The following is a 25,027-nucleotide window of genomic DNA, read 5'->3' as shown; positions in this document are numbered from 1 at the left end:
CTGATCCACCGGCTGCTGGAGCGCCTGCCCGAGATCGCGCCCGGCGACCGCCCCGACGCCGCCCGTCGCCTGCTGGCGCGCGAGACCGATCTGGACGAGGCCCAGCGCGCCGAAATGATCGCCGCCGCCTTCTCGGTGCTGGACGACGCCCGCTTCGCCCCCGTCTTCGGTCCCGGCTCCCGCGCCGAGGTGGCCCTGACCGGCGCCCTGCCTGGCCCGTCGAACGTGGCGATCAACGGCCGTATCGACCGGCTGGTGGTCACCCCCGACCGGGTCCTGGTCATCGACTACAAGACCAACCGCCCCGCCCCGGACGCCCTGGACCGGGTCGATCCCGCCTATGTCTTGCAGGCCGCCGTCTATGTCGCCGTGCTGAAACGCCTCTATCCCGACCGCCCGGTCGAGGCGGCTCTGGTCTGGACCGACGGCCCGAAACTGATGCCGATCCCGCAGGCGATGCTGGACGCGGCGTTGGCGAACAGTTGAATTGCCCGCGATTCGCTCCCACATCTGCGACCGAACCCGGACGCTCCGGCCAACATCAACACGCGCTCAAGCCGTTCGCCCCCGTGGGCCCGGCGACAGCGCCCCAAGGAGCCATTCATGGCGACTGTAAAAGTCACGGACGAAAGCTTCGACGCCGACGTTCTGAAATCCTCCACCCCCGTCCTGGTGGACTTCTGGGCCGAATGGTGCGGCCCCTGCAAACAGATCGGCCCGGCGCTGGAACAGATCGCCGACGAACTGGGCGGTCAGGTCACCGTGGCCAAAATCAATATTGACGACAGCCCCATGACCCCGTCCAAACTGGGCGTGAAGGGCATCCCGACCCTGATGCTGTTCAAAGACGGCCAGATGACCTCGATGAAGGTCGGCGCCATGCCCAAGGGCAAGATCGTCGAATGGCTGGCCGAGGCGGGCGTCAAGGCCGACGCCTGATCCTCCAGCAGATCGCCGAAGATCGAACGCCCGCCGGTTCACACCGGCGGGCGTTTTCGTTCTACGGACGGGCCGGGTCGATCTCCACCAGCACCACGTCATAGGTCCGCATCGGCACGCTCAGACGCCCCCGCCCGTCGGCGCCGACGGTGACGGACCGCACCTCGGGCGTATCGAGCGTCAGGTCGTTCAGCCGCTGCAACTGCGCGGCGTCCAGCGCGGCCGGCGCCCCCATTTCCAGATAGGCCGTATAGGCGTCATTGGACTGGAACCCGACCCGCCGCACCGTCGCGCGGTGGACGCCGGGCATCAGATTCTGAACCACGATATCCAGCGGCGCCGCCGCCGAGGGTTCACGCACCTGGCGGAAGAAGGGCCGGTTGCTGATCGGCTGGTCGGGCAGTTCATAGCGCCAGGCCAGCACCTGAACCGTGTCCCCCTTCAGCGCGGCGATGCTCTGCGCGTCGCCGGTCGCCAACTCCCGGTCGCCCAGGCTGTTCAGATATTTGTAGGCGAAGAAGGTCGGTTTGCGCACGCCCTGCGGGTTCATCAGGCCGAAGCCGCCGTCGAACGGCTTGGTCTGCGGCCCCGGCTCCTCGAACAGGTCGCTGAAGGCCCAATAGCTCATGCCCTGAACCAGGCCCTCGCTCTCGTGCAGCTTGGTCAGGATGTAGGAGGCGCCGAAATAGTCGTCATGGATCGGATCGCGCGGATTATAGCTCGTGCTCCATTCGGTGAAGAACATCGGCAGACCCGGCCGGGTCGAGGCTTCGATCTCGCCCCTCACCTTGCGCACATCCGAGACGACGGCGTCGGGCGCGCGCGACAGCTTGTTGTCGCCCTCCCCCTTCTCGTCCAGGAAGCCGCCCTCGACCCCATAGGTATGGGTGGTGACGAAATCGACCGGCAACTGATGCTGGTCGGCATAGGCCAGGAACTCGGGCACCCAGGCCGCGCCGGCGGTCGACGGCCCGCCCACGCGCAGGGTCGGATCAACAGCCTTGATGGCCCGAACCGTACGTCCGTAATAGTCGAAATAGGCCGCCTGATCGGCCCGTTCCCAGAAGCCGTCCAGATTCGGCTCATTCCAGAACTCGAAATACCAGGACCGCACCTCCTCTGCGCCGTAGCGGCCGATCAGATGGCGCACGAAGGCGTCGATCAGCCCGGTCCATTTCTCGGGCTGCGGATGAGAGGTGTTGCCCTTCCAGTAGAAGATGGTCTGGTCCGAGGTCTTCATCGCATCGGGGGTGAAACCCAGTTCGATGAAGGGTTTGATCCCCATGCCCAGCATGCGGTCGTACAGTTGATCGACCCGGGTCCAGTCATAGACCGGCCGGCCGTCCACCTCGCGATACACGCCCATGTCGTCGTGGAAGATGTCGTGGAAACGAATGTAGCGGAAGCCCAGCTCGTCGCGCACCGTCTTCAACTGCCCCAGGGCGTCCTCGCGGATCGTCGTCCCCGGATAGTCAGCGCCGACCGAAAACTCGGCCATTCGGTCACGCGCGCTCGTCGCCCCCTTGGCGTCCACCACGATGGGGCGAGCACCCGACGCGCTCTGAGCGGCCGCCGGCCCCGCCAGCACCGCCAAGGCCCCGATCAGGGCCAACCCCGCACGGCCTGACATCTTCATCCGATCCATGGTTTCCATCCGCTGTTGTTTTCATTTTGGTAGCGCTAACAAACACGCGGGGCAACTCGGTCGTTTGGCCGCAGCTTCACGTCTTCGGGACGAAGCCCCTCACGGTGTGATAGGTCAGTCGCATGAGCCACGACGATCAAACCCCGGACGCCGACGCCCCCGCAGACGAAACCCCCGTCCAGCGCGCCCTGCGTCTGAAGAAGGCGGCGCTCGACGCCCGTCCCCAGGCCCCGCGCGGCGGCCGCTTCCAACGCGAACAGAACGCCCGCATCGCCGCCGGCAAATCCCGCCCCTGGATGAGCAAGTAAGACACTGGACCCTATTCTCCCTCCCCCTGCGGGGGAGGGGGGCGGAGGCGTAGCCGGAGCCGGGTGGGAAGGGCCGGGCTACGCATTGCCGGATCAGATCAGTGCGCCTTTGCCTTGCCGCCCCCACCCCGTCGCTGCGCGACGCCCCTCCCCGCAGGGGGAGGGAGAGAAATCACTCTGGCCAGGTCTCTCGGCTCGCCCCCAGCACCTCGCCCGCCAGGTACAGCGACCCGCAGATCGCCACCCGCCCCGCGCCGAGCCGCAGCGCCAAATCCACCGCCTCGCCGACCGATCCCGCCGGCGTCGCCGCCAGCCCGTGCCCGCGCGCCACGGCCGCCAGGGCCGCCGGCTCAGCCGCCGCCCCTTCGAAGCCGACGGTGAAGACTGTCGCCTGACTGTCCTTCAGCGCGGCAAAGAACCCGCCCGCATCCTTGTTCGCCAATATCCCGCAGATCAGGGCCAGCGGACGCGGCGCCCGTGCCTGTCGCTCGGCCAGAAACGCCGCCAGCGCCCTCGCCGCATGGGGATTGTGCCCCCCGTCCAGCCACAGTTCGGCATCGGCCGCCCGCGCCGCCGCGCCATAGGGGCCGGCCGAAATCCGTTGCAGCCGCGCAGGCCAGCGCACGGCCTGCAGCCCCTGCGCGATCGCCGCCTCGGGCAGGTCCAGCTCGACCGCCGCCGCGACGGCCAGGGCCGCATTGTCGATCTGGTGCGCCCCCGCCAGTGCCGGCGCCGGCAGATCCATGAACAGTTCGGCCGTCTGGAAGGCCAGTCCGCCCCGCTCCGCCCAGGCGTCGAAATCCACCCCAAGCACAGTCAGCCGCGCATGCACATCGACGGCCCGCCGCTCGATGGCCTTCATCGCCTCTTCCTGCTGGCGCGCGATCACCGCCGGCGCGCCCGCCTTCAACACCCCCGCCTTCTCCGAGGCGATGACGGCCAGGTCCGTGCCCAGGAACTCCGCATGATCGTAATCGACCGGAGCGATCACGCTCAGCAGCGGCCGCTCGATAACATTGGTGGCGTCCAGCACCCCGCCCAATCCGACCTCGATGATGGCCAGGTCGGCCGGCGTCTCGGCCATGGCCAGGAAGGCGGCGGCGGTGGTGCTTTCGAACACCGTGGCCTCGCTGCCCGTCTCAGCCATGGCGGCCTCGATCCGGTCAAGGATGGCGTTCAGATGATCGTCCTCGATCAGCCGCCCCGCCAGCCGGATCCGCTCGTTAAACCGCACCAGATGGGGCGAGGTATAGGCATGGACCTTCAGCCCCGCCGCCTCGGCGATGGCCCGGATCATGGCCACGGTCGATCCCTTGCCGTTCGTGCCCGCGACATGGACCACCGGCGGCAGCCTGTGCTGCGGATCGCCCAGGGCCGCACACAGCGCCTTCATCCGATCCAGCGACAGATCGATCCGCTGCGGATGTCGGGCGCGCAGCCGCTCGGAGATCGGGTCCAAGGCCGTCAGGCCGCCTGGCGGTTTCCGCCCATCAGCATGGACAGGATCTGGCCCAGGACGCGCGGCAGGTCGGCGCGCACGACCACGCGGTCGACCATGCCCTTTTCCTGCAGATATTCGGCGCGCTGGAAGCCCGGCGGCAGTTTCTCGCGGATGGTGGCCTCGATCACGCGCGGACCGGCGAAGCCGATCAGGGCGCCTGGCTCGGCCAGATGCACGTCGCCCAACATGGCGTAGGACGCCGTCACGCCGCCTGTCGTCGGATCGGTCAGGACCACGGCATAGGGCAGGGTCGCGGCCTTAAGCTCCTGGATGGCCAGGGTGGTGCGCGCCATCTGCATCAGCGACAGGGCGCCTTCCTGCATCCGCGCGCCGCCGGCGGCGGTGAAACAGACCATCGGGACCTTGCGGGCCACGGCCTCGCGCGCGGCCTTAATGAAGGCTTCGCCCGCCGCCATGCCCAGCGACCCGCCCATGAAGGTGAAGTCCTGGACGATCACGACCGCGGCCTGGCCGCCGACCGAACCATAGCCGATGGCCATCGTATCCTTGCGCCCAGCCGCCTTGCGCGCGGCGCTGAGGCGGTCCTTGTAGGGCTTGCCGTCCGAGAATTTCAGCGGATCTTCCGGCACGTCCGGCGTGTCGATCGCCTCATACTGACCGCCGTCGAAGGTGGCCTTCAGCCGCGTCGGCGCGTCGATCCGCATATGGCGGCCCGACGGCGTGACCCACAGCGAGGCCTCCAGATCCGAGCGATACAGCATCTCGCCGGAGTCGGGGTCCTTGACCCACAGATTGTCGGGGGTGTCGCGGCGCGAAACGATCTTGCGGACGCCGGGCGCGAAACGGCTCAGCCAGCCGCCGCGCTTTTCCTGGGGTTTGTTCTTGTCGACCATGGGCGGGGCTCTTAGACGGTTTCCGCCAGGGATGCACCAGTGCGCACGGACCGAACCGCATCGCCCAGCGCCTTGACCCGGGCCAGAACACGCGGCGCGACCGGCTCGTTCGCCTCCAGCGCGGCGGCGACCTCGTCGACCAGGGCCGAGCCCACCACCACGGCGTCAGCCACACGAGCGATCTCGGCGGCCCGTTCCGGCGTCTTGACCCCGAACCCGACCGCGACGGGCAGACCGGACGCCTTGCGCACCCGCTCCACCGCCGGCGCCACCACCTCGGCGTTCGCCTCCTTGACGCCCGTCACGCCCGCGACGGCGACGTAATAGACGAAGCCCGAAGTGCCCTGGACCACAATCTTCAGCCGCGCGTCGTCCGAGGTGGGCGTGGCCAGACGGATCAGCGAGATCGACACCTTGTCCAGCGCTTCGATCAGGGGCCCCGCTTCTTCCGGCGGGCAGTCCACGACGATCAGTCCGTCGATGCCGCAGTCGGCGGCATAGGCGGCGAAGGCGTCATAGCCCAGGCTCTCGATCGGGTTCAGATAGCCCATCAGCACGATGGGCGTGGCGTCGTCGCCCTTACGGAATTCGCGCGCCAGATCCATGGTGGTGCGCAGGCCGAACCCGGCCTTCATCCCACGAATGGCGGCCCGCTGGATCGGCGGCCCCTCGGCCATCGGATCGCTGAACGGAAAGCCCAGCTCGATGATGTCGGCCCCGGCGTCGGGCAGGCCGCGCAGGATCTCCAGCGCCTCGTCCCGCGAGGGATCGCCCCCCATCACATAGGGAATAAAAGCTGCACGGCCCTCGGCCTTCAGCGCAGCAAAACGGGCGTCGATACGGGCGGTGGTCATTGCGGCGTAGTTTCCGAAGCAGGCTTTTCAGCAGCAGCCTGGGCGCACACGTCGCCGGGCACCGTGGCGAAGCCCAGATAGGCGGGCAGTTCCGCCACAGCGGTCTTGGCGGTGTCGTAGAAGGCGACCATCTGCATGCCGTCGCAACCGCCGCTGTCGCGACGTTTGATCAGGACGACGCGGTTCTCGTCGCCGCCCGCCGCCAGCCAGCCCTTTGTGGCCAGATCGGCGATATAGGCGTCGGCCAGGGCGCCGACCTGCCCCAGAGGCGCGGTGACGCACCAGGCGCGGCCGGCCAGATTGTTCAGCCCGCCGCAATCGGCCGACAGTTCCGCGCCAGGCAGCAAGCCGACATCGGCCGGCTGACCTTGGACGGCCTGGGGCGCAGGCGTCTGGGCCTGAACGGCAGTTGAAAGGCTCAGGACGGCGGTCGCCGCCAGCAGGCTACGGATCACAGTTTCACTCCCAGATGTTTGGCGACCTGGAAGATGTCCTTGTCGCCCCGGCCCGACATCAGCAGGACGACATCCCCGCCCTTGCCGACTTCGCGCGCCACTTCGCCCGTGCGCGCAAGCGCATGGGCCGGCTCCAGCGCCGGGATGATGCCTTCCAGCTTCGAGCACAGCTGGAAGGCCTCCAGCGCCTCATTGTCCGTCGCCGACCGATATTCGGCCCGGCCGATGTCGTGCAGCCAGGCGTGTTCCGGCCCGATGCCGGGATAGTCCAGCCCGGCCGAGATCGAATGGCCCTCGACGATGTTTCCGTCGTCGTCCTGCAGCAGATAGGTCCGGTTGCCGTGCAACACGCCCGACCGCCCGCCCTTCAGCGAGGCCGCATGGTCCGGCGTATCCAGCCCGTGACCCGCCGCCTCGACGCCGATCAGGCGCACGGCCTCATCCTCGATGAAGGGGTGGAAGGCGCCGATGGCGTTGGACCCGCCGCCGATACAGGCCACGACAGCCTCGGGCAGCTTGCCCATCCGGGCCATCGACTGGGTCTTGATCTCCTTGCCGATCACCGACTGGAAGTCGCGAACCATGGCCGGATAGGGGTGCGGACCCGCCGCCGTGCCGATGATGTAATAGGTGTCCGACACATTGGTCACCCAGTCGCGCATCGCCTCGTTCATCGCGTCCTTCAGGGTCGCGGCGCCCGCCGTGACCGAGAAGACTTCCGAGCCCAGCAGACGCATGCGGAACACGTTCGGCTGCTGCCGCTCCACGTCCACCGCCCCCATATAGACGGTGCAGGGCAGGCCGAACCGCGCCGACACCGTCGCGCTGGCGACGCCGTGCTGACCGGCGCCCGTCTCGGCGATGATCCGGGTCTTGCCCATGCGGCGGGCCAGCAGGATCTGGCCCATGCAATTATTGATCTTGTGCGCGCCCGTATGGTTCAGGTCCTCGCGCTTCAGCCAGATCCGCGCCCCGCCGAAATGTTCGGTCAGCCGCTCGGCGAAATACAGCGGGCTCTCGCGACCGACATAATGGGTCAGGAAGCCGTCCAGCTCGGCCTGGAAACTGGGATCGGCCTTGGCCGCCTTATAGGCTGCGTCCAGCTCATGGATCAGCGGCATCAGGGTCTCGGCCACGAACTGCCCGCCATAGGGACCGAACCGACCCTGCGCGTCCGGCCAGGCATAGGCGTTGGACAGCGGCTGAGCAGGATCAGGGGTCTGGATGGGGGTTTGAGCGTTCACGAGTCCAACTTTCACGCAGGGAGGCGTCGTAATTACGTCCGGCGCGCGTTTTGGATGAAGGCCGCGATCCGGTCGGGGTCCTTAACACCCGGCGCGCTTTCGACGCCAGAGGACACATCCAGCATCGGCGCCCCGGTGATCCGCAGGGCCTCAGCCACATTGTCGGGATTCAGCCCCCCCGCCAGGAACCAGTCATGGCGAAACGCCCGGTCCGCCAGCAGAGTCCAGTCGAAACTGTGCCCCACCCCGCCCGGCAGGACCGACCCCTCCGGCGGCTTGGCGTCGAACATCAGGTGATCGGCGTGATAATCCCACTCGTCGGCGGCCGCGAAATCGTCGCCGTGCCGGATCGGCAGGGCCTTGATCACCCCCGCCCCGGTCACGGCCCGCACCTGTTCCGCCCGCGCCGGGGTCTCGCCCCCGTGCAGCTGGATGAAGTCAGGCCGCAGCACCCGCGCGATCTCGTCCAGCAAGCCATCGTCCGGATCGACCGTCACCGCCACGATCTTCGCCCGCCCCCTCGCCCGTTCGAACAGACGCGCGGCCGCCTCGGGCGCCAGATGCCGGGGGCTTTTTGGAAACACCACCGCCCCCACGAAATCCGCCCCGCCATCCAGCGCGGCGTCCAGGGTGTCCGGTGTGGTCAGGCCGCAAATCTTGATCTTGGTCGTCATGGCGCGATCACCGTCAGACCGTCCCGACGCGCGGCATCAGCCAGATCATGGTCATAGGTAGCGAGATCGCATTCCAGCCGCTGTACGATGGCAAGGTGCAGGGCGTCCGGCGTCCGCAATCGCGGATGTCGGTGCAGCAGGAAGCGACACGCCATCACGTCCTCTGGTTCGACCTCTCTCACCGCTGCCGCACGATCCAGCCAGATGTTGAACTTCGTCTCCGCCAGATCCCGCTCGTCGGGATCCAGGCTTCGGCGGCGGACGTGATGCGACATGGCCGACGACACCTCGGCGATCGCCCAGTCGGACACGATCACCTTATCGACCGACGCCATCCAGGCAAGCACGGCCTCGCTCGTCTTCTCTTGCACGAACAAGGGAACGATGACGCTGGCGTCCAGATAGACGCTCACCGGCCACGTTCTTCCTTCATTTCCGCCAGGGCCGCCGCCGTATTCACCGGACCACGACTCGGCTGGACGCGCACAGATCTCAGCCATTCGATATCGTGCGGTCCATCGGGACGGATGCGCCGCGCCACGATCTTCACCTCCACATCAGGATCGGGGCGGTCGATGACCACCGTCTCACCTCGTTCGGCGGCCTCGATGAGTCGGGCCAGGTCTGCCTGTGCTTCTGTCACCGAATAGTGGCTCATGGCCTATCATACCGCGTTCGCGATCCAACCACAAAGGCCTGCTACCCTAGGTACAGATCCCCATCCGGGTCCGCCTCGCCCCGCACCGCCCGGCCGACGATCTGCGAGGCGATGACCGAATAGGTGATGCCGTTGCCGCCGAAGCCCATGACGGCGTGGACATGGTCCATCCCCTCGACCGGCCCGATCTGAGGCAGGCCCGTCGCGCTTTCGCCGAACGCCCCGGCCCAGGCGTAGTCCACCTCGAACTCGATCTCGGGCAGCAGGCGACGCAGCTTCTCGGTGATCGTTTCGCACTTGCGCTTCAGCCTGGCCTTGTCCGCATGGGCGGTGGGGGACGCCTCGTCCTCGCCGCCGACGATCAGCCGCCCGTCCCCGCCCATGCGGAAATAGAGGTAGGGGTCGGACCCTTCCCACACCAGCATGTCGCGCAGCCAGGCCGGGCATCGCTGGCGGGGCTTGGACGCCATGGCCCAGCTGGAAATCACCTTGGCGCCGGGCGTCGGCACGCCCTTGGGAAACTCGTAGCCGCAACAGAAGATAACCTGTTTCGCCCGCACCGCATGACCCGCGTCGGTCAACAGGGTGACGCCCTCAGGATCGCTGACCACCTCCAGAACCTCGACCGGGGAATAGAGCTTTGCGCCCTTCGCGCCCGCCCGCCGCAACAGCCCGGCCGCCAGCCGGGCCGGATCGGCGCTGGCCGAACCGTCCGACACCAGAGCGCCGGTCCGCTCGATGCCGAAGGTCTCGCGCAGTTCTGCCGGGCCGAGGTAACGACTTTCCAGCCCCAGAGCCGCCCGCGCCTCGGCCTCGGTCTCCAGCGCGCGATGGCCGTACGTGTCGCCGGCCAGATAGAGCGATTGTTTGGGCCTCAGCCCGCAACGGATGCCTTCCTTGACCACGATCTGCTTCAGGTCATCCACCGCCGCACGCGACCGCAGATAGGCGCGCCGCGCCTTCTCGACACCGATCCGCTCGCCCAGAGCCGTCAGGGTCAGATCGATTTCCCACTGCAGCATGGCGGTCGAGGCCAGGGTCGACCCCATCAACGGCGGCCGCCGATCCAGCACCGCCACCGAATGATCCCGCGCTAGCTCGTGCGCGGTGAAGGCGCCGCTGATCCCGGCGCCGACGATGGCGACATCGACCGCGACCGCCTCGGTCAGCGGACGCGCCTTGACGCCCAGACCCACGCTGTCGGCCCACAGCGACCGTCCCGTTCTCAGATCCCGTTTGATGGTCGCGCCGGTCATGAACAGCTCCGCTCTAGCGGAGCCATAGATCGTCAACCGCCGGTCGGTTCCGTGAAGATGGACGCAATCTCCTCCGGGCTCAGCAGCCGCCACTGCCCCGGCGCCAGATCGGCCGGCAGGGTCAGTCCGCCCATCCGCTCGCGATGCAGGGTCTCCACATGGTTGCCGGCGGCGGCGAACATGCGTCGCACCTGGTGATAGCGGCCCTCCGTCACCGTCAGCAGGGCCTCGGTCGGGGACACCACCTCTAGCACCGCCGGCGCCAGCGGCTTGTCCTCGCCCTCCAGCACCAGTTCGCCCGAGGCGAACAAGGCCCCCTCGGTCCCGACCAGCGGCCGCGCCAGACCGGCGCGATACACCTTGGTCACATGGCGTTTGGGCGAAATCACCCGATGCAACAGGTCGCCGTCGTCGGTCAGCAGCAGCAGGCCTGTGGTCTGCTTGTCCAGCCGCCCGATGGTCGAGATGGCCGGATCGCGCGACCGCCACCGCCCCGGCAGAATGTCATAGACCAGCGCGCCCTCTTCCTTGTGCGAACAGGTCATGCCCAGCGGCTTGTTCAGCAGGATCACCAGACCCTGGACCGGATCCAGCGGCTCGCCGTCGATCTCCATCCGCGTCGGCAGGTCGCGCGTCACAGGAATCCGCTTGGACACGTCGGTCAGGTCCGCGCCGTCCAGCACGATCCCGCCCGCCTTGGCCATCCGCGCCATCTCGGCCCGCGAGCCATAGCCCATCGACCCCAGCAGGCGATCAACGCGAGAAGTGGGGACTTTTTTCATGCGCTACCGCCATTCCGGCTACTTGAGCGCGGCCTCACTTCACCGCCTCGAACAGCTTGTACCCGCCCGAATCCGTCACCAGGCGCACCCGCATGAAGGCCGCGTTCAGTTCCGCCTCATAGGGCAGATGCCGGTTGGCCACGATCCAGGCTGTCCCGCCCTTTTTCAGCAGCTCAGCCGCCTTGCGGATGAAGGCCTGACCCAGCCGGCGATCCTCGGCCCCGCCGTCGTGGAAGGGCGGATTGCTGACGACGAAGTTTAGCTCGCCGTCTGCGGCCATCGTCCGCACATCTGCCCATTCGACCGCAACGCGCGGGTCCACCACATTCTTCGTCGCCGCCTCGACCGCTCGGCGGTCCAGGTCGATCAGCCGCAACGACGTCACCGCCGGCGACCGCAGGGCCACCGTCGCCAGGGCGCCGTAACCGCAGCCCAGATCGACGCCCGCACCCTTCAGCCCCGGCATATGCTGCGCCAGCAGGGCCGACCCGACATCGATCCGGTCCCAGGCGAAGATCCCCGGCTGCGACCAGGCCTCCAGCCCCGGCACGATCCGCGCCGCGCCCTCGGCTATGGCCTCATCAACCCCGGTGAGCGCCTCGGGCTTGACGACGATGCAGCGGCGGTGGTGCGCCTTGGCGGTCTCGCCCACCTCGACGCCGAAGCCGGTCAGCTCCTTCTTCAGACGCGACCCGCCCTTGTCCTTGGGCGCCATGACATCCAGCCGCCCGCCGACCTTCAGCGCCTTCAGCGCCAGGGCCAGGACATGGCGGCGTTCCAGCACCCCGGGCGGGGCGTAGATCATGATGTCGTCAACCGAACCCTCGGGCACGGTCTCCAACGCGGTGGAGCCGGGGATCAGGGGCGAGGTCTGGATCGCCGCACCCACTCCAGTGCTGGGCGGATCGAAGACGACCGGCGGTCGGCCGTAAAGAAGCATGGTCATGCCCCGCCCTTAGAGGGTGGGGACGAAAATCGCCAGTCGAAGCCTCAGAACCCCGCCTGCAACAGGGCCAACCCCACCACGCCAACCACGATCCGCCACCAGGCGAACGGGCCGAAGCCGTGCTTGGACACGAAGTCCAGCAGGAACCGCACCACCACCAGCGCGGTCACAAAGGCCACCAGGAAGCCCACGGCGATCAGGCCAACGTCGCTGAAATCCAGCGTCTTGTGGTTCTTCAGCAGGTCATAGGTCACGGCCGCGCCCATGGTGGGCAGGGCCAGGAAGAAGCTGAACTCGGCCGCTGACCGCTTGTCGGTTTTCAGCAGCAGCCCCCCGGCGATGGTGGCGCCGGATCGCGACACGCCGGGGATCATGGCCAGGCACTGGAACAGGCCGATCAGGAAATAGATCCGCATCGGATAGGCCTCGGCGTCCAGCCACTGGGGCCGCTTGTCCATCCGGTCCAGCAGCAGCAGGATGATCCCGCCGACGATCAGGGCGACGCAGATCACCTGGGGCGTCTCGAACAGCACGTCCTTGATGAAGCCATAGGCCAGGAAGCCGATCACCACCGCCGGCGCAAAGGCGACCAGCAGGCCGATCAGGAACCGCCGCGCCTCGACATCGAAGGGCCAGCGCGTCGCCAGGGTCCACAGCCGTTTGAAATAGACGCTGACGATGGCCAGCAGGGCGCCCAGCTGGATGACAATCTCGAACGTCTTGCCCGAGCTTTCGAAGCCCATGAAATGGCCGAGCAGAAGCAGATGCCCGGTGGAGGACACCGGAATGAACTCGGTCAGTCCCTCGACCAGACCGAGAATGATCGCTGCAAGCCAGTCAGACATAATATCCCCGTGGGGCCGGCCCGACTGACCGAAAAACGTCAGTGGGAGCCCGGCTCGGGCCCCACATAGCGCAATCTCGCCCGGATAGGCGAGCCGTCCGCCGCCTGATCCACAGCATGGGCCAGAAGGCCGATCAGACGTCCCAGCATCAGCAAGTCCCCCGCCCCCGTCGGGCCCAGATCCAGTCGGCGCGCCGTCAGGGCCAAGGCCAGACCGAAGCCTGGCGGCTGCCCGCCTGCCGCCTCGCCCTCGGCCCAGACCGCCTTCAGGTCCGCCGTGAGGTCCGCCGCGTCCAGCAGGGCTTGGGCGCGCGGATCGATCCGGCCGAACTCGGTATCGGCCTCGAAGCCCGGCGCGCAGCCTCTCAGCCCGATCCAGCGTCGCGCCGCGCCGGACGGGTCGCGTCGCGCCTCGCCGACATAGGCCACGACATCGTCGATTTCCGCCAGGGGCGGCCCCCCCAGGGTGGTCGCGCCCGCCAGCACGGCCCCGGCCAGGGGCGCGCCGCCGCCCGCCGCCGCCCGCGTCGCCAGGACCGCGTCGTCCAGCCCGGCGTCGGCGCCCAGCACCAGGGCCCGACGGATCAGATGGCTGTCGCGTTCGGCCGCCTTGAAGCCCCGCGCCAGGCGTTGGTGAAGATACAGGCGCGGCCCTGGGCCAGAAACGCTGTCCACCACCTCGCTCAACAGCGAGGCCGCCTCGCGCTTGAGGCTGGCGGCATCATGCGCCCGCAGGGCCCGGTCCTCGATGGCGCGACGGCCCAGAACGGCCAGGATCCGCCTCTGGGTCGATCCGCCGACGATGGGGTCGATGCGAGGCTTCAGATCGGCGAAGGGATTGGTCTCGCGCGCGTCCCACAGGGTGCGCGCCGCCGTCTCTATGGTCGCGGCTTCCGCCAGTTGCACCGCGTCCAGACCGCGATAGAACAGCCGGCCGTCGGCGATCAGCGACACTGAGGACTGGATGTCCGCCTCGCCCCGCGCCGCCGCCCCCATGACCGGCGCCCGCACCTCGGGGCCATCCGTCTCGCCGCCGCCCTCGCCGCACAGCCGCGCCACGTCGGAGACGGCGTACAGACTGCGTCGGGGATCGGTGGGGTCGGGTCGGGCGGCGATCCGGCCGCGACTGACATAGGCGTACAGGGTCTGGGCCTTGACCCCAAGCCGGGTCAGGGCCTCGCTACGCGCGATCCAACGTTCGTCAGCGCTCATGTCGTCCCCACGACTGATGCCATCAACTATGTACGGCGTCCGACATAGCGTCGTTGTGTGTCCTTAACGCTAACGCACGCCGCAATCCAAACGGGACGCTCGAATTAGGGCCTGCGGTTGGCATTCCGCCACGATTGCGCGACAAGAGGCGGGAATGACGTCGCCCGCCCCTCCTCCCGCACCCGCGCCCCTCGAGGACGCCCACCTGGCCACCCGCCGCATCACGCGCCTGTCGGTCGGGGTCGCCCTGGTGCTGATCGCGCTCAAGGCCTTTGCGCTGGGCGCCTCCGGTTCGGTCTCCATCCTGGCGACGCTGGCGGATTCGGTGCTGGACCTTGTCGCCTCGCTGGCGACCTTCTTCGCCGTGCGCTGGGCCGCCGCCCCGGCGGACGAGCATCATCGCTACGGCCGCGGCAAGGGCGAGGCCCTGGCCGCCCTTGTCCAGGCCGGTCTTGTCTTCGCCTCGGCCGTCTTCATCGGCTGGGAGGGGATTCAGCGCATCTTCGACCCGCGCCCCGTCACCTCCGGCGCCTGGGCGACCGGGGTCGTCATCATCTCCATCGCCATCACCGCCTGGCTGGTGTGGATGCAGACCCAGGCCCTGAAAAAGACCGGCTCCATGGCCGTCGCCGGCGACCGCGCCCATTACGCCGCCGACCTGGCTGCCAATCTGGTGGTGCTGATCGGGGTGATCTCGGGCGCCTATCTGGGGGCGCCGGGCCTGGACGCCGCCGCCGGCCTGGTGGTCGCCGTCTGGCTGTTCTGGGGGGCGACCGGCATGCTGAAGGCCGCCGCCGACCACCTGCTGGACCGCGCCGTGCCCGAGTCCGACCGCAACATGATCACCCAGGCCGTCCTCTCGGACGCGCGCATCTCGGGCGTCCACCAGCTGCGCACCCGTATGGCGGGCCAGGTGATGATGGTTCAGATGCACGTCGATCTGGACCCCGACCTGACGCTGGACGCCGCCCACGCCATCGTCGTCGAGGCCGAGACCCGGGTGCTCAGCCACTATCCGACCGCCGATATCCTGATCCACGCGGATCCGCGCGGCCGGGTCCGCCCGCCTGTGGGGCTTCCTGCCAAAACGACGGAGCCGCCGCCCGCCGCCCCTGCTGCGTCGGAATCGACCATTGACGCCGAGCCGCGCGCCGCCGCCCCCACGACCGCTCCGCCCAAGGGCCCCTGGTCCTGATCGTGTCGTGATCGTCATCCGGTAAACGGACATTAACGGGTGTCGGCGCATCAAGCGGCGATGTCCGAATCCACCGTCCTGTTCCAATTCGCCTTCCAGCCCGCCTCGCGCGCCGCGCGCCTGGCCCTGGGCGAGGCGCGGATCGAATGGACCGACACGCCGGTCCGTCCGTGGGAGGACGACTGTCCGGTCAACGACTTCAATCCTTCGGGCCTGCCGCCGGTGATCCAGACCACCGATCGCGGCCGCCCCCTGACCCTGTGCGAACTGCCCGCTGTCCTAGGCTGGATCGAGGATCAGCAGAAGTCACCCCTGCTGCTGCCTGCCGACGCCGCCGAACGGGCCGAGGCGCGCCGCCTGACCGGCTGGTTCGAGCGCCGCTTCACCGACGAGGTCGACGCCGTCCTGCTGCACGAGCGGATGGAGAAACCCCTGCTCAAGCTGGGCCCGCCCGAGGCCCGCGCCCTGCGCCACGGCCGCGACGCCCTGAAATCCCACCTGGCCATGCTGGAAGAGCTGGTCGCCGCTCGCGACTGGCTGGCCGGCCGCCGCCTCAGCCAGGCCGACCTGATCGCCGCCGCCCACCTGTCGGTCCTCGACTATTTCGGCGAGGTCCAGTGGAACAACTGGCCCGCGCTGAAGACCTGGTACTCCAAACTCAAATCCCGCCCCTGCTTCCGTCCCCTGCTGGCGGACCGCTTCGTCGGCGTGCCGCCGTCGGCCTGGTACGCGGATCTGGATTTCTAAAACCCCTTTCGTCATTCCGGGCCAAACAGCCCTTCGCCCGGAATGACGAAAGCAAAAGCGCCCCTTAAAGCGCCTCCGCACCCAAGCGCGCGATCCACAGCTTCGCCCGACTGACCAGTTCGTCCTTGCGTCGCAGGTCCGAGATATCCTCCGGCAAACGGTCCAACTGCTCGAACCGGAAATCCTCGGGCGCGTGCGCCTTCCACGCCGCCCGCAGCGACCGGTAAGGACTGCCGCCGTGGCGCAGCGCGAACCACAGGCCGTTCTGCTCGGTGTCGATGTGGCGGCTCTTGCCGACCCAGACCTGTCCCGTCGCGCTGCAGATCACGGCATAGACCCCGGCGATGGTCGGCCGCTCCTTGTATGCGGCGATCAGGCTCTTGCGGCTTGTCTGGGTCATGGCGCTCTCTTATTTATCCGGGTATAAACATGACAGCTAATTTCACCCGGGTAAATACATGAGCGACGAAGATCGCGATTTGGTGCTGTTCGACGGTCCCAACCGCATCGCCAGAGGCTCGGACGCCGCTGTCGTGGCTGCCTTCCGCAAGGCCCTGGCGACCTCACCTCAAGCGGCGCTGCGCGTGTTCGATCTGGCGACCGGCCGGCCGGTCGACCTGGACCTCCGCGAGAGGGAAGCGGCTCCGCCGCCCCGACGCGGTCGCCCGCGCCTGGGCGTCTCGGCCCGCGAAGTTACACTGCTGCCCCGCCAATGGGACTGGCTCGCGGCCCAGCCCGGCGGCGCCTCGGCCGCTCTGCGACGGCTGGTGGATCAGGCCCGCAAGACCGGCGCGGACGCGGGCGCCCGCCGCCGCTGCACCGAGGCCGCCTATGGTTTCATGGTCGAAATGGCCGGTGACGCCCCCGATTTTGAAGAGGCCAGCCGCGCCCTGTTCGCCGCAGACCGCGACCGGCTCGCCGCCCTGATCGCGCCGTGGCCTACAGACATCCAGGCCCAGATTCTGGACCTGTTCGACGGCGAGGCCGCATAGATTCGCCTCTCCCTCCCCCTGCGGGGGAAGGAGAAAACTATGCTATCCCCCGCCCCGTGTCCGACCGCCTGAAAACCTTCATCCGCCAGCGCGCGGCCGAGCTCGGCTTCGACGTCTGCCGCTTCGCCTCGGCCGCCGACGCCTGGCCGGCGGGCGAGCGGCTGCGTCATTTCGTGGACGAGGGCCGACACGGCGACATGGCGTGGATGGAAACGACCCTGGACCGCCGGCAACACCCCACCGCCATGTGGGACGAGGCGAAGACCGCCATCGTCCTGGGCATGAATTACGGCCCCGACGACAATCCGCTGGACCAGTTGGCCGACCGTTCGGCCGCCTATATCTCGATCTATGCGCGGGGCGACGACTATCACGAGGTCATCAAAGGCCGGCTGAAACAGCTGGCCGGTCAGATCGCGGCCCGCAACGGCGCCGACATCAAGGTCTTCGTCGACACCGCCCCCCTGATGGAAAAGCCCTTGGCCCAGCGCGCCGGCCTGGGCTGGCAGGGCAAACACACCAATCTGCTCAGCCGCACCCACGGCAACTGGCTGTTCCTAGGCACGATCCTGACCGCCGCCGAGATCGAACCGGACGCGGCCGAGACCGAACACTGCGGCCGCTGCACCGCCTGTCTCGACGCCTGCCCGACGAACGCCTTCCCCGCCCCGTTCCAGCTCGACGCCCGGCGCTGCCTGTCCTATCTGACCATCGAATTCGCCGGGCCGTGGCCGGTGGAGTTCCGCACGCTGACCGGATCGCGCATCTATGGCTGCGACGACTGTCTGGCCGTCTGTCCCTGGAACAAGTTCGCCCAGGAAGCGCGCGAGATCCGGCTGGCGCCCCGCCCCGCCTTCAACAGCCCGCGCCTGTCCGACCTGCTGGCGCTGGACGACGCCGCCTTCCGCGCCCTGTTCACCAAGAGCCCGGTCAAGCGGATCGGCCGCGACCGGTTTCTGAGGAACGTCCTCTATGCGGTCGGCAATTCCAACGACCCGACCCTGATCGCCCCGACCCAGGCCCTGCTGGCCGACCCCGCCCCTCTGCTGCGCGGCGCCGCCGTCTGGGCGCTGTCGCGTCTGATGGCCCCCGCCGACTTCGCCGCCCTGGCGCAAGCGCCCCATGAGACCGACCCCCAGGTTCTGCGCGAATGGCAGGGCTTGCGCCCCTGATTCCGCGCAGAAGCCTGGCTTGGGAGGCGGGGCTTACCCCATCGCCGTCCCCGCGCCCGATCCGCCGCCCGGAACCTTGGCCACATCCAGCAGCTTCAGCCGGAAGATCAACACCGAGTTCGCCGGGATCTTGGGGCTGCTTTGTTCGCCGTAGCCCAGGGCCGGCGGCACGAACAGGATCCACTCGTCGCCCACGCGCATCTTCTGCAGGGCCTCGGTCCAGCCGGGCACCACGGTCTCGGGCGTGAACACCGCCGGCGCCCCGCGCGCGAACGAGCTGTCGAAGACGGTGTTGTCGACCAGCTTGCCCTCGTAATCGACCTTGACCAGATCGTTTCGGTCCGGGCTGACGCCACCCGCAGAGCCCGACTGAACCACCCGGTACTGCAGCCCGCTCGGCAGGGTTTGAACCCCCTCTTCGTTGGCGTTCTTCTCCATGAAGGCGGCGGCTTCCGCCTTGCCTGCGTTCGGATCGACCGGTTCCGACCGGCCGCAGCCGGCCAGCATCAGAAGCGCGACGACGGCCGCCCTACCCCATCCGAAGTTCATAGCCGCGTTCCTTCAAGGCCTCGCCGATCTCGTCGGCGTGGGCGCTATCGCGCGTTTCGACCATGATGTCGAACTCGGCGCCCTTGGCCGGCACGTCCAGCGCCAGGCGGTTGTGGACCACGTCGATGATGTTGCCGCCCAGGCCGCCGATCACCGCCGCCATGGCCGACAGCATGCCCGGCCGGTCGTCGCCCAGGATCCGGTAAACCAGCAACCTCCGCTCACGGACCATCTCGCGGTTCAGGACCACGGCCAGCATCCGCGCATCGATATTGCCGCCGCACAGCTCCAGCCCGACCTTCATCCCCTTGAACCGCTCGGGATAGGCCAACAGGGCCGCTAGACCGCCCGCGCCCGCCCCCTCGGACACCGTCTTCTCATAGGTGACATAGTGGGCCACCGCCCGTTCGAAGTCCGCCTCCTCGCAGACGAAGACCTCGTCCACCAGCGGGTCGGCCAGGGCGAAGGGGATCTCGCCCACCGCCTTGATGGCGATGCCCTCGGCGATGGTCTGGCCGGTGCAGACCGGCGGCTTGCCCGCCCGCCGCGCCGTAAAGGACGGGTATCGCGCCGCCTCGACCCCAAACACCTTGATGTCCGGCTTCATCGCCTTGGCCGCGATGGCGCAGCCGGCGATCAGCCCTCCCCCGCCGATGGGAATCAGCAGGGCCTCGACGTCCGGCGCGTCCTCCAGCAATTCGATGGCGCAGACCCCCTGGCCCGCCACGATGCCTTCGTCGTCAAAGGCCGAGACGAAGACATAACCCTTCTCCGCCTCCAGCCGCTGGGCCTCTTCGGTCGAGCCGGTGAAGTCCAGGCCGTGGATCACCACCGTGGCCCCGTGCGACCGGGTGCCGTTGATCTTGGCGAAGGGCGTCCCCTCCGGCATCACGATGGTCACCGGCACGCCCAGCCGCCCGCCATGATAGGCCAAGGCCTGGGCGTGGTTCCCCGCGCTGGCCGCCACCACCCCGCGCTTGCGCTCCTCGGGGCTCAGCATCAGCAGCCGGTTCAGGGCGCCCCGCTCCTTGAAGCTGCCGGTGAAATGCAGATTGTCGAACTTGACCCAGACCTCGGCTCCGGTCAGCTGCGACAGCTTGCGGGAATGGCGGGTCGGGGTGCGGTCGACCTGGCCGGCGATTCGGCCCTGGGCGGCCTGGATATCGGCGAAGGTGACGGTCATGGGCATAATCCATACGGTCGCCGGGCGGCGCGCCCGACGAATTTTCTTCCGCCTCTTTCGCGCTTTGTCGGTTCCCGGTCCAGAGGGCGCAACCTTGACCGTGGAAGTCGCGTTATCGCCCGTGCGATAGATGGACCGTCGCACCCCCGCGACCGGTCCACGATCATTTCCGGCCCCGCCTCCCCCAGGGCGGTCCGGATTTCCGGAGGAAGCCCCATGTCGATCCGTTCCCTGAAGCCCGCCGCCCTGGTGCTGGGTCTGGCCGCCGCCGCCCTGTCGGCCTGTGCGCCCACCACCTTCCCGACCGGTGCGCCCGTCGGCGGCCCCGCCGCCTTCAACACCGCCGACTTCGCCTGGTCGGAACGCTCGGGCCAGGCCGCCATCGAGGGCCGCATCACCTATGCCCAGGACGGCAAGACCTACGCCTGCGTCGCCTCGGCCGGCCTGACGCCCGACACCCCCTACACCCGCGCCCGCTTCCGCACCCTGTACGGCTCGACCGACCGCGCCGCCGTGCCCGCCGCCGTCGTCCGCGCCCGCACCGTGCCGGACGCCAACGCCAACTACAGCGGCTTCGTCCGCTCCGAGACCTGCGCCAATGGCCGGTTCCGCTTCAGCGGCCTGCCCGACGGCGGCTGGTTCCTGATCGTCCCGGTCCGTTCGGGCGACGAAGCCCCCCTGGTGCTGATGCGCCGCGTTGACACCCGGGGCGGCCGTGTCGTCAATGTCGCCCTGTAACACCGGTCTTTAAGTCGTTCGATCCAGTAGGCGTCCTCCCAAGCGTTCCCATCCGCCCCCGGCCCGCGCGGCCGTCCTGGGGATCCATCATGAGACTCGCCCTGATCGCCGCCGTCGCCACGGCCCTGTCGACCGCCCCGGCCGTGGCCCAGACCTGGTACGGCGCCCCGACCCGCTATGATCATCCCCGCGACAGGGCGTATCAGGGTCGGGACGCCTATCGTCCCTACGGCCGCAACCAGACCTATGGTTCAGGCGCCCTCTACGACTTCAAGGGCCAGGCGGACCGGCCGGGCGACTATCGCTGCGACGCCTATTGGGACGCCGCCCGCACCGACTGCGGCGCCGCCTGGCGCGACCAGCGGCCGGCCTATGCGCGGCGCTATCGCTCCGCCGGCTATGGCTACAGCTATTCCAGCGGCCCCGGCGTATATCCGGCGCCTATGGCCGTCCGGATCTTGTCTATCCCGGCGGGGGCTCGGCCTATGGCCATGATCGCCCAGCCTATGGCCGCGACGCCCGCCGGGTGGATTGGTGTCGCAGCGCCTACCGCTCCTACGACCCGGCCAGCGGCTATTATCGCACCTATGACGGACGACTGGTCTTCTGCGGCTGACCGGCCGCTCACGAAGATGCGACCCCGGTAACGCGGATCGCCATCTTCTGACCACTCCGACCCCGGACAGATCCCTGCTCACGAGACAGTCGGGGAGCGCCTTCTTGTCCCAGCACAACATCATCGGGTCCGAGGCCTTTACCCGAGGCCCCATGATCCTGATCCGCAAATACCGCGCAGGCGGCGCACGGCGCCGTCGGGCCCGCACGGCCACGGCCTTCGTCGCCGGGGCCGTGGCCATGCTGGTCGCCGGTCTGGTCGGCGCCGCCGCCGTCTTCGGCCCCAGCCTGGCGGGCTGATTGGGGCTAGGGCTGGCCGCTCAGGCCAGCCACACCATCATCCGCGTCTCGATCTCGGCCCGCCGCGCCCGGCTCCACGCCCGACGGGTCTCGCCCGTGTAGAGAAAGCCGGACTTCTCCAGCACGCGGCCGGACGCCGGATTGTCGGCGAAATGCCCCGCGACCAGGGCGCGCCGCCGCCACTTGCGGCTGGCCCAGACCAGGGCTGCGTCCAGGGCCTCGGTGGCGAACCCCCGCCCCCAGTATTCGCGTCCGATCCAGTATCCCGCTTCCGGAACCCGATCCTCGCTCTCGAACAGGCCGATGACCCCGACCGGGCCGGCCGCTTCATGTTCGATGACGAAGGTGTTGGCCCGCGCCGGGTCCTGCGACGCGACCTGAAGCACGAAGTCGTCAGCGTCCTCGATCCGGAACGGATGCGGCATCCGCTTGGTCATGCGGGCGATGTCCAGATCATTGGCCAGGGCGGCGATGCGCGGCGCGTCCTGGGGCGCGGGCGCGCGCAGCACCAGACGCCGCGTCTCGACGACGGGGGAGGTTTCGATGACGCACATGGCAGTCGCCTCTTCGTAAGGACCGCCACCTTGGAGGGCTCGGGCGGTCTACGAGGCGGGGAAACACAAACGGGGAGCCTGGTGATCCAGACTCCCCGCGGAATATCTTCCCTGGTCCGGACCGGCTGCTTTCAAGAGCAACGCGATCCGGAGTGTTCCAGACTGCGTTACTCGGCCGCCATAGCCTGGGCGGCGTCGTCGTTGGCCGCGAGGACCGATACATAGCATCGGCCGCCGGCTTTCTTGGTGAATTTCACCGCGCCGTGGGTCAGGGCGAACAGGGTGTGGTCACGGCCCATGCCGATGTTCTCACCCGGGTGGAAGGTGGTGCCGCGCTGACGCACGATGATGTTGCCGGCCAGCACACGCTCGCCGCCGAACTTCTTCACGCCCAGGCGCTTCGACTCGGAGTCGCGACCGTTACGCGACGAACCACCGGATTTCTTGTGAGCCATCTTGCCGCTCCGTCTCTTCTTGGTGCGCTACCGGCCTTTCGGCCTACTTGAGCGCGTCCGTGATACCGTTTGGCGCGGTGAAGCGCCGGTGAATGTCTTAGGCTTCGTCGCCGGCGGCTTCAGCCTTGGGCGCGGCCTTCTTCTTGGCCGGGGCCTTCTTGGCGGGAGCCGAGCTCTCGACCACGACGCCCTTGACCTCGGCGCCGTCCACGTCGGTCACGACCGTCTCGGTCGAACCCAGCGAGGAGGTCGCGCCACGGGTGGCCAGGTTGCGGGCCCGCAGGTTGATCTCGGCCTTGGTGGTCAGATCGACCTTGCCGTCCCACTTGGCGGTCTCGCCGGCGCCTTCGATGCCGGTGATGCGCAGGACCGATTCCATCTGGCGGTGGCCGTTGGTGCGGCGATAGCCCTGACGACGGGTCTTCTTGAAGATCTTGATCTTCTCACCCTTGCGGGTTTCTACCAGGGTCGCGCCGACGAAAGCGCCGTCGATCAGGGGAGCGCCCAGGGTCACGCCCTTGTCGCCGCCCAGCATCAGGACGCTGTCGAACTTCAGCTCCGAGCCGGCGTCGCCATCGAGCTTTTCGACGACAATCGTATCGCCCGGTTGGACCCGGTACTGCTTGCCGCCGGTCTTGATCACCGCGTACATGTTGAAGCCTCAGCGCAAACGCAAAAATGAATACGCCCTCCGGAGAGACCCCCGGGGGCGAAGAGCGGCGACATATACGGAAGGGCGTCTCAGAGTCAACGCCGAACAGGCCGCTTTATCGTCAGTCCAGCGCGCAGATGTCCGGAAGGCCACGCAATCCGCCCGCATTGTCCAGGCCGTAGCCCACCAGGAACCGGTCCGGCGCCTCCCAGCCGACGAAGTCCGGCTCGGGCGCGCGCGGCGCAGGCCAGGGCTTGCGGGCGAAAACGCAGGTCAGGACCTCGGAGGCCCCGGCCTCGCGGGCGATCCGGGCGGCCTCGGCCAGGGACAGGCCTGTGTCGAAGACGTCGTCCAGGATCAGCACGCGCCGCCCGGCGATGGGCCGCTGGAACGGCGCATAGACGTCGATCTTGCCCCGGCTGGTCTTGTCGTCGCCATAGGAGGTCAGCCACAGGGCGTCGAACCGGACATTGCGGCCGACGCGCGACAGGGCGCGGGTCAGGTCGGCGGCGAACCACAGACCGCCGGTCAGCAGGACGGCGGCGACTGTATCGTCGTCGATGACAGGGGCGATGCGCGCGGCCAGATCCGCCACGACGCGGGCGATGTCGGCCTCGGCCAGGAGAATGGTCGGCTTGGGGGAGGGATCAGCCATGCGAGGCGGATACCGCCTCGCCGTGCCCGTTGTCCACCACGCGAATCGGGCGGGCCTCGATCGGCGCCTGGGCGTTGCGCGGGGCGACGCCCGGCGCGACCGCAGATCTCAAGCCATTGGAGGCCGGCGCCATCGCGGCATGAGCGTTCGCCGACGCATGACCACCGCCCGTCTCGGCGGGCGCATGATCGGGCTCGTGAGCGGGCGCTGCCTGAGGCGCAGCGTGGTCTTCGCCATGATCCGCCGCTGGCGCCGCTTCGGCGGGCGCGGCGTGAGCGGCGTCCGGCTTGGCGTGGGGGGCGTCCGTCGTCACGAAATTGACCCCGATGTCGGCCGCATGGCCGCCGGGGTCGGGGATCAGGACGGCGAAGCCCTGGACCTTGCCGGGCAGGACCGGGGCGGCGTCGATGGCGACGATCTTGAAACCGACCTCGGCGCCGTGCTCGTCCAGCAGGGCGACGCGGACCGGCGGGGCCACGATCTCGGCGTCGCGCACATTGCGCAGCGCGCCGGACACCAGGACCATGCCGGGATGATTGGCGACCTCCTTGGCCGTCATGGCCTCGAAGTCCAGACCGATGGGATTCACGGGCGCCCCGACGGCGGCATAGGCGGCGGCGGCGCGCGGGAAGGCCTCGACCACCTCGACCCGGAACAGGAAGGCCGAGACGATCAAACCGACAAAGGCGCTGGCCAGGCCCGCCCACACCACGCCATGGGTGGCGGCGCGGCGCAGGCGACGCTGCTGTTCGGCGCGGGCGCGGAAGGCCTTGGGAAGCTCGGGGGCCGGGGTCTCGGCCAAGCTGGCGGGCTCAGAGGCGGCGTCCGGCTCGGGCGTCGAGATGATGCGCGGCTCGGGCGCGACGCTCAGTTCCAGAGGTTCGTCGCTGGTCGCGCGCCAGATTTCGCCGCACGATTTGCAACGCACCTTGCGCCCGTTCGCGCCCACGGCGTCGTCGGGAATGAAATAGCTGGTGGCGCAGGCGGGGCAGGTCAGTATCATGTGGCTGACTGCGAGGCTGTCGCCCCCTCCTGTAAGGCGCGATTT

The 25,027-nt window shown here is 68.5% G+C and carries 32 protein-coding genes; 10 read left to right on the top strand and 22 right to left on the bottom strand.

What is annotated here, in order from left to right; genetic code table 11:
- Both Q7J26_RS13960 and trxA read left to right on the top strand, forming a co-directional pair.
- Positions 1-486 (top strand): PD-(D/E)XK nuclease family protein (locus tag Q7J26_RS13960; RefSeq protein ID WP_304937008.1); only part of this gene is annotated, 486 nt, incomplete at its 5' end.
- A gap of 117 nt (positions 487-603) precedes the next feature.
- Positions 604-939 (top strand): thioredoxin, encoded by a 336-nt coding sequence (gene trxA, locus Q7J26_RS13955; protein WP_008259544.1) that lies wholly within the window; start codon positions 604-606, stop codon positions 937-939.
- Positions 940-1,000: 61 nt separating this feature from the next.
- Here the strand turns inward: trxA and Q7J26_RS13950 are convergent, their stop codons facing one another.
- On the bottom strand, positions 1,001-2,575 hold the full coding sequence (locus Q7J26_RS13950) for a beta-xylosidase (protein ID WP_370651948.1): 1,575 nt from the start codon (positions 2,573-2,575) through the stop codon (positions 1,001-1,003).
- Between the two features lie 131 nt (positions 2,576-2,706).
- On the opposite strand from Q7J26_RS13950, the gene Q7J26_RS13945 reads away from it, so the two are divergent.
- Positions 2,707-2,892 carry a hypothetical protein gene (locus tag Q7J26_RS13945; RefSeq protein WP_304937006.1) on the top strand — a complete coding sequence of 62 codons (186 nt, stop codon included), beginning with the start codon at positions 2,707-2,709 and terminating at the stop codon, positions 2,890-2,892.
- 172 nt (positions 2,893-3,064) lie between these two features.
- Here the strand turns inward: Q7J26_RS13945 and Q7J26_RS13940 are convergent, their stop codons facing one another.
- The 13 genes from Q7J26_RS13940 to Q7J26_RS13880 form a co-directional block, all read right to left on the bottom strand.
- Positions 3,065-4,351 (bottom strand): folylpolyglutamate synthase/dihydrofolate synthase family protein, encoded by a 1,287-nt coding sequence (locus Q7J26_RS13940; RefSeq protein ID WP_304937005.1) that lies wholly within the window; start codon positions 4,349-4,351, stop codon positions 3,065-3,067.
- Positions 4,352-4,356: 5 nt separating this feature from the next.
- Entirely contained in the window at positions 4,357-5,247 is an 891-nt protein-coding gene (locus Q7J26_RS13935) for an acetyl-CoA carboxylase carboxyltransferase subunit beta (protein WP_304937004.1), read from the bottom strand.
- Positions 5,248-5,258: 11 nt separating this feature from the next.
- Entirely contained in the window at positions 5,259-6,101 is an 843-nt protein-coding gene (gene trpA, locus Q7J26_RS13930; RefSeq protein ID WP_304937003.1) for a tryptophan synthase subunit alpha, read from the bottom strand.
- Positions 6,098-6,556 carry a hypothetical protein gene (locus Q7J26_RS13925; protein WP_304937002.1) on the bottom strand — a complete coding sequence of 153 codons (459 nt, stop codon included), beginning with the start codon at positions 6,554-6,556 and terminating at the stop codon, positions 6,098-6,100. The genes trpA and Q7J26_RS13925 overlap by 4 nt, the downstream gene beginning before the upstream one ends.
- A complete protein-coding gene (gene trpB / locus Q7J26_RS13920; RefSeq protein WP_370651949.1) occupies positions 6,553-7,755 on the bottom strand; it encodes a tryptophan synthase subunit beta in 1,203 nt (400 codons plus the stop codon). The genes Q7J26_RS13925 and trpB overlap by 4 nt, the downstream gene beginning before the upstream one ends.
- 77 nt (positions 7,756-7,832) lie before the next feature.
- Positions 7,833-8,474, bottom strand: coding sequence for a phosphoribosylanthranilate isomerase (locus tag Q7J26_RS13915; protein WP_304937001.1), 642 nt, complete (start codon positions 8,472-8,474; stop codon positions 7,833-7,835).
- Positions 8,471-8,887: a type II toxin-antitoxin system VapC family toxin gene (locus Q7J26_RS13910; RefSeq protein WP_304937000.1), complete on the bottom strand. Its 417-nt coding sequence runs from the start codon at positions 8,885-8,887 to the stop codon at positions 8,471-8,473. The genes Q7J26_RS13915 and Q7J26_RS13910 overlap by 4 nt, the downstream gene beginning before the upstream one ends.
- Positions 8,884-9,132: a type II toxin-antitoxin system Phd/YefM family antitoxin gene (locus tag Q7J26_RS13905; RefSeq protein WP_304936999.1), complete on the bottom strand. Its 249-nt coding sequence runs from the start codon at positions 9,130-9,132 to the stop codon at positions 8,884-8,886. Before Q7J26_RS13905 ends, Q7J26_RS13910 begins: the two co-directional genes overlap by 4 nt.
- Before the next feature lie 41 nt (positions 9,133-9,173).
- The gene (locus tag Q7J26_RS13900; RefSeq protein WP_304936998.1) at positions 9,174-10,388 is read right to left on the bottom strand and encodes an FAD-binding oxidoreductase; all 1,215 of its coding nucleotides are present in this window, start codon (positions 10,386-10,388) and stop codon (positions 9,174-9,176) included.
- Positions 10,389-10,420: 32 nt separating this feature from the next.
- Entirely contained in the window at positions 10,421-11,170 is a 750-nt protein-coding gene (locus Q7J26_RS13895; RefSeq protein WP_304936997.1) for a pseudouridine synthase, read from the bottom strand.
- Between the two features lie 34 nt (positions 11,171-11,204).
- Positions 11,205-12,116: a class I SAM-dependent methyltransferase gene (locus Q7J26_RS13890; protein ID WP_304936996.1), complete on the bottom strand. Its 912-nt coding sequence runs from the start codon at positions 12,114-12,116 to the stop codon at positions 11,205-11,207.
- Between the two features lie 44 nt (positions 12,117-12,160).
- On the bottom strand, positions 12,161-12,961 hold the full coding sequence (locus Q7J26_RS13885; RefSeq protein ID WP_304936995.1) for an undecaprenyl-diphosphate phosphatase: 801 nt from the start codon (positions 12,959-12,961) through the stop codon (positions 12,161-12,163).
- A gap of 38 nt (positions 12,962-12,999) precedes the next feature.
- Positions 13,000-14,172 carry a citrate/2-methylcitrate synthase gene (locus Q7J26_RS13880; RefSeq protein WP_304936994.1) on the bottom strand — a complete coding sequence of 391 codons (1,173 nt, stop codon included), beginning with the start codon at positions 14,170-14,172 and terminating at the stop codon, positions 13,000-13,002.
- Between the two features lie 154 nt (positions 14,173-14,326).
- On the opposite strand from Q7J26_RS13880, the gene Q7J26_RS13875 reads away from it, so the two are divergent.
- Both Q7J26_RS13875 and Q7J26_RS13870 read left to right on the top strand, forming a co-directional pair.
- On the top strand, positions 14,327-15,367 hold the full coding sequence (locus tag Q7J26_RS13875; protein ID WP_304936993.1) for a cation diffusion facilitator family transporter: 1,041 nt from the start codon (positions 14,327-14,329) through the stop codon (positions 15,365-15,367).
- Between the two features lie 60 nt (positions 15,368-15,427).
- Positions 15,428-16,114 carry a glutathione S-transferase family protein gene (locus Q7J26_RS13870; RefSeq protein WP_304936992.1) on the top strand — a complete coding sequence of 229 codons (687 nt, stop codon included), beginning with the start codon at positions 15,428-15,430 and terminating at the stop codon, positions 16,112-16,114.
- Between the two features lie 64 nt (positions 16,115-16,178).
- Here the strand turns inward: Q7J26_RS13870 and Q7J26_RS13865 are convergent, their stop codons facing one another.
- The gene (locus Q7J26_RS13865; RefSeq protein ID WP_304936991.1) at positions 16,179-16,514 is read right to left on the bottom strand and encodes a GIY-YIG nuclease family protein; all 336 of its coding nucleotides are present in this window, start codon (positions 16,512-16,514) and stop codon (positions 16,179-16,181) included.
- 58 nt (positions 16,515-16,572) lie between these two features.
- Between Q7J26_RS13865 and Q7J26_RS13860 the strand changes: the two genes are divergently transcribed.
- Positions 16,573-17,106 (top strand): DUF2239 family protein, encoded by a 534-nt coding sequence (locus tag Q7J26_RS13860; protein WP_304936990.1) that lies wholly within the window; start codon positions 16,573-16,575, stop codon positions 17,104-17,106.
- Between the two features lie 56 nt (positions 17,107-17,162).
- The gene (gene queG / locus Q7J26_RS13855) at positions 17,163-18,278 is read left to right on the top strand and encodes a tRNA epoxyqueuosine(34) reductase QueG (protein ID WP_304936989.1); all 1,116 of its coding nucleotides are present in this window, start codon (positions 17,163-17,165) and stop codon (positions 18,276-18,278) included.
- Between the two features lie 33 nt (positions 18,279-18,311).
- Here the strand turns inward: queG and Q7J26_RS13850 are convergent, their stop codons facing one another.
- Together Q7J26_RS13850 and Q7J26_RS13845 are read right to left on the bottom strand one after the other, a co-directional pair.
- On the bottom strand, positions 18,312-18,827 hold the full coding sequence (locus Q7J26_RS13850) for an FKBP-type peptidyl-prolyl cis-trans isomerase (RefSeq protein ID WP_304936988.1): 516 nt from the start codon (positions 18,825-18,827) through the stop codon (positions 18,312-18,314).
- Positions 18,808-20,010: a threonine ammonia-lyase gene (locus tag Q7J26_RS13845; protein WP_304936987.1), complete on the bottom strand. Its 1,203-nt coding sequence runs from the start codon at positions 20,008-20,010 to the stop codon at positions 18,808-18,810. The genes Q7J26_RS13850 and Q7J26_RS13845 overlap by 20 nt, the downstream gene beginning before the upstream one ends.
- A gap of 216 nt (positions 20,011-20,226) precedes the next feature.
- Here Q7J26_RS13845 and Q7J26_RS13840 point away from each other — a divergent pair, with 216 nt between their 5' ends.
- The 3 genes from Q7J26_RS13840 to Q7J26_RS13830 all read left to right on the top strand — a co-directional run bounded on the left by Q7J26_RS13840 (position 20,227) and on the right by Q7J26_RS13830 (position 21,663).
- Positions 20,227-20,748 (top strand): hypothetical protein, encoded by a 522-nt coding sequence (locus Q7J26_RS13840; protein ID WP_304936986.1) that lies wholly within the window; start codon positions 20,227-20,229, stop codon positions 20,746-20,748.
- 526 nt (positions 20,749-21,274) lie between these two features.
- Positions 21,275-21,364, top strand: a complete 90-nt coding sequence (locus Q7J26_RS17145; RefSeq protein WP_370651947.1) for a BA14K family protein — start codon at positions 21,275-21,277, stop codon at positions 21,362-21,364.
- A gap of 104 nt (positions 21,365-21,468) precedes the next feature.
- Positions 21,469-21,663, top strand: coding sequence for a hypothetical protein (locus Q7J26_RS13830; RefSeq protein ID WP_035309794.1), 195 nt, complete (start codon positions 21,469-21,471; stop codon positions 21,661-21,663).
- 20 nt (positions 21,664-21,683) lie between these two features.
- Here Q7J26_RS13830 and Q7J26_RS13825 read toward each other — a convergent pair whose 3' ends face one another.
- The 5 genes from Q7J26_RS13825 to Q7J26_RS13805 form a co-directional block, all read right to left on the bottom strand.
- Entirely contained in the window at positions 21,684-22,217 is a 534-nt protein-coding gene (locus tag Q7J26_RS13825) for a GNAT family N-acetyltransferase (RefSeq protein ID WP_304936984.1), read from the bottom strand.
- A 167-nt stretch (positions 22,218-22,384) separates the two neighbouring features.
- The gene (gene rpmA, locus Q7J26_RS13820) at positions 22,385-22,672 is read right to left on the bottom strand and encodes a 50S ribosomal protein L27 (protein WP_035309791.1); all 288 of its coding nucleotides are present in this window, start codon (positions 22,670-22,672) and stop codon (positions 22,385-22,387) included.
- A 97-nt stretch (positions 22,673-22,769) separates the two neighbouring features.
- Positions 22,770-23,324, bottom strand: coding sequence for a 50S ribosomal protein L21 (gene rplU / locus Q7J26_RS13815; RefSeq protein ID WP_304936983.1), 555 nt, complete (start codon positions 23,322-23,324; stop codon positions 22,770-22,772).
- Positions 23,325-23,445: 121 nt separating this feature from the next.
- Positions 23,446-23,979, bottom strand: coding sequence for a phosphoribosyltransferase (locus tag Q7J26_RS13810; protein ID WP_304936982.1), 534 nt, complete (start codon positions 23,977-23,979; stop codon positions 23,446-23,448).
- A complete protein-coding gene (locus Q7J26_RS13805; RefSeq protein ID WP_304936981.1) occupies positions 23,972-24,982 on the bottom strand; it encodes an MJ0042-type zinc finger domain-containing protein in 1,011 nt (336 codons plus the stop codon). The genes Q7J26_RS13810 and Q7J26_RS13805 overlap by 8 nt, the downstream gene beginning before the upstream one ends.
- Positions 24,983-25,027 lie beyond the last annotated feature (45 nt).

The organism is Brevundimonas sp. (genome assembly GCF_030656255.1).
Taxonomy (GTDB): domain Bacteria; phylum Pseudomonadota; class Alphaproteobacteria; order Caulobacterales; family Caulobacteraceae; genus Brevundimonas.
This window is presented reverse-complemented; position numbering and strand designations above follow the sequence as displayed.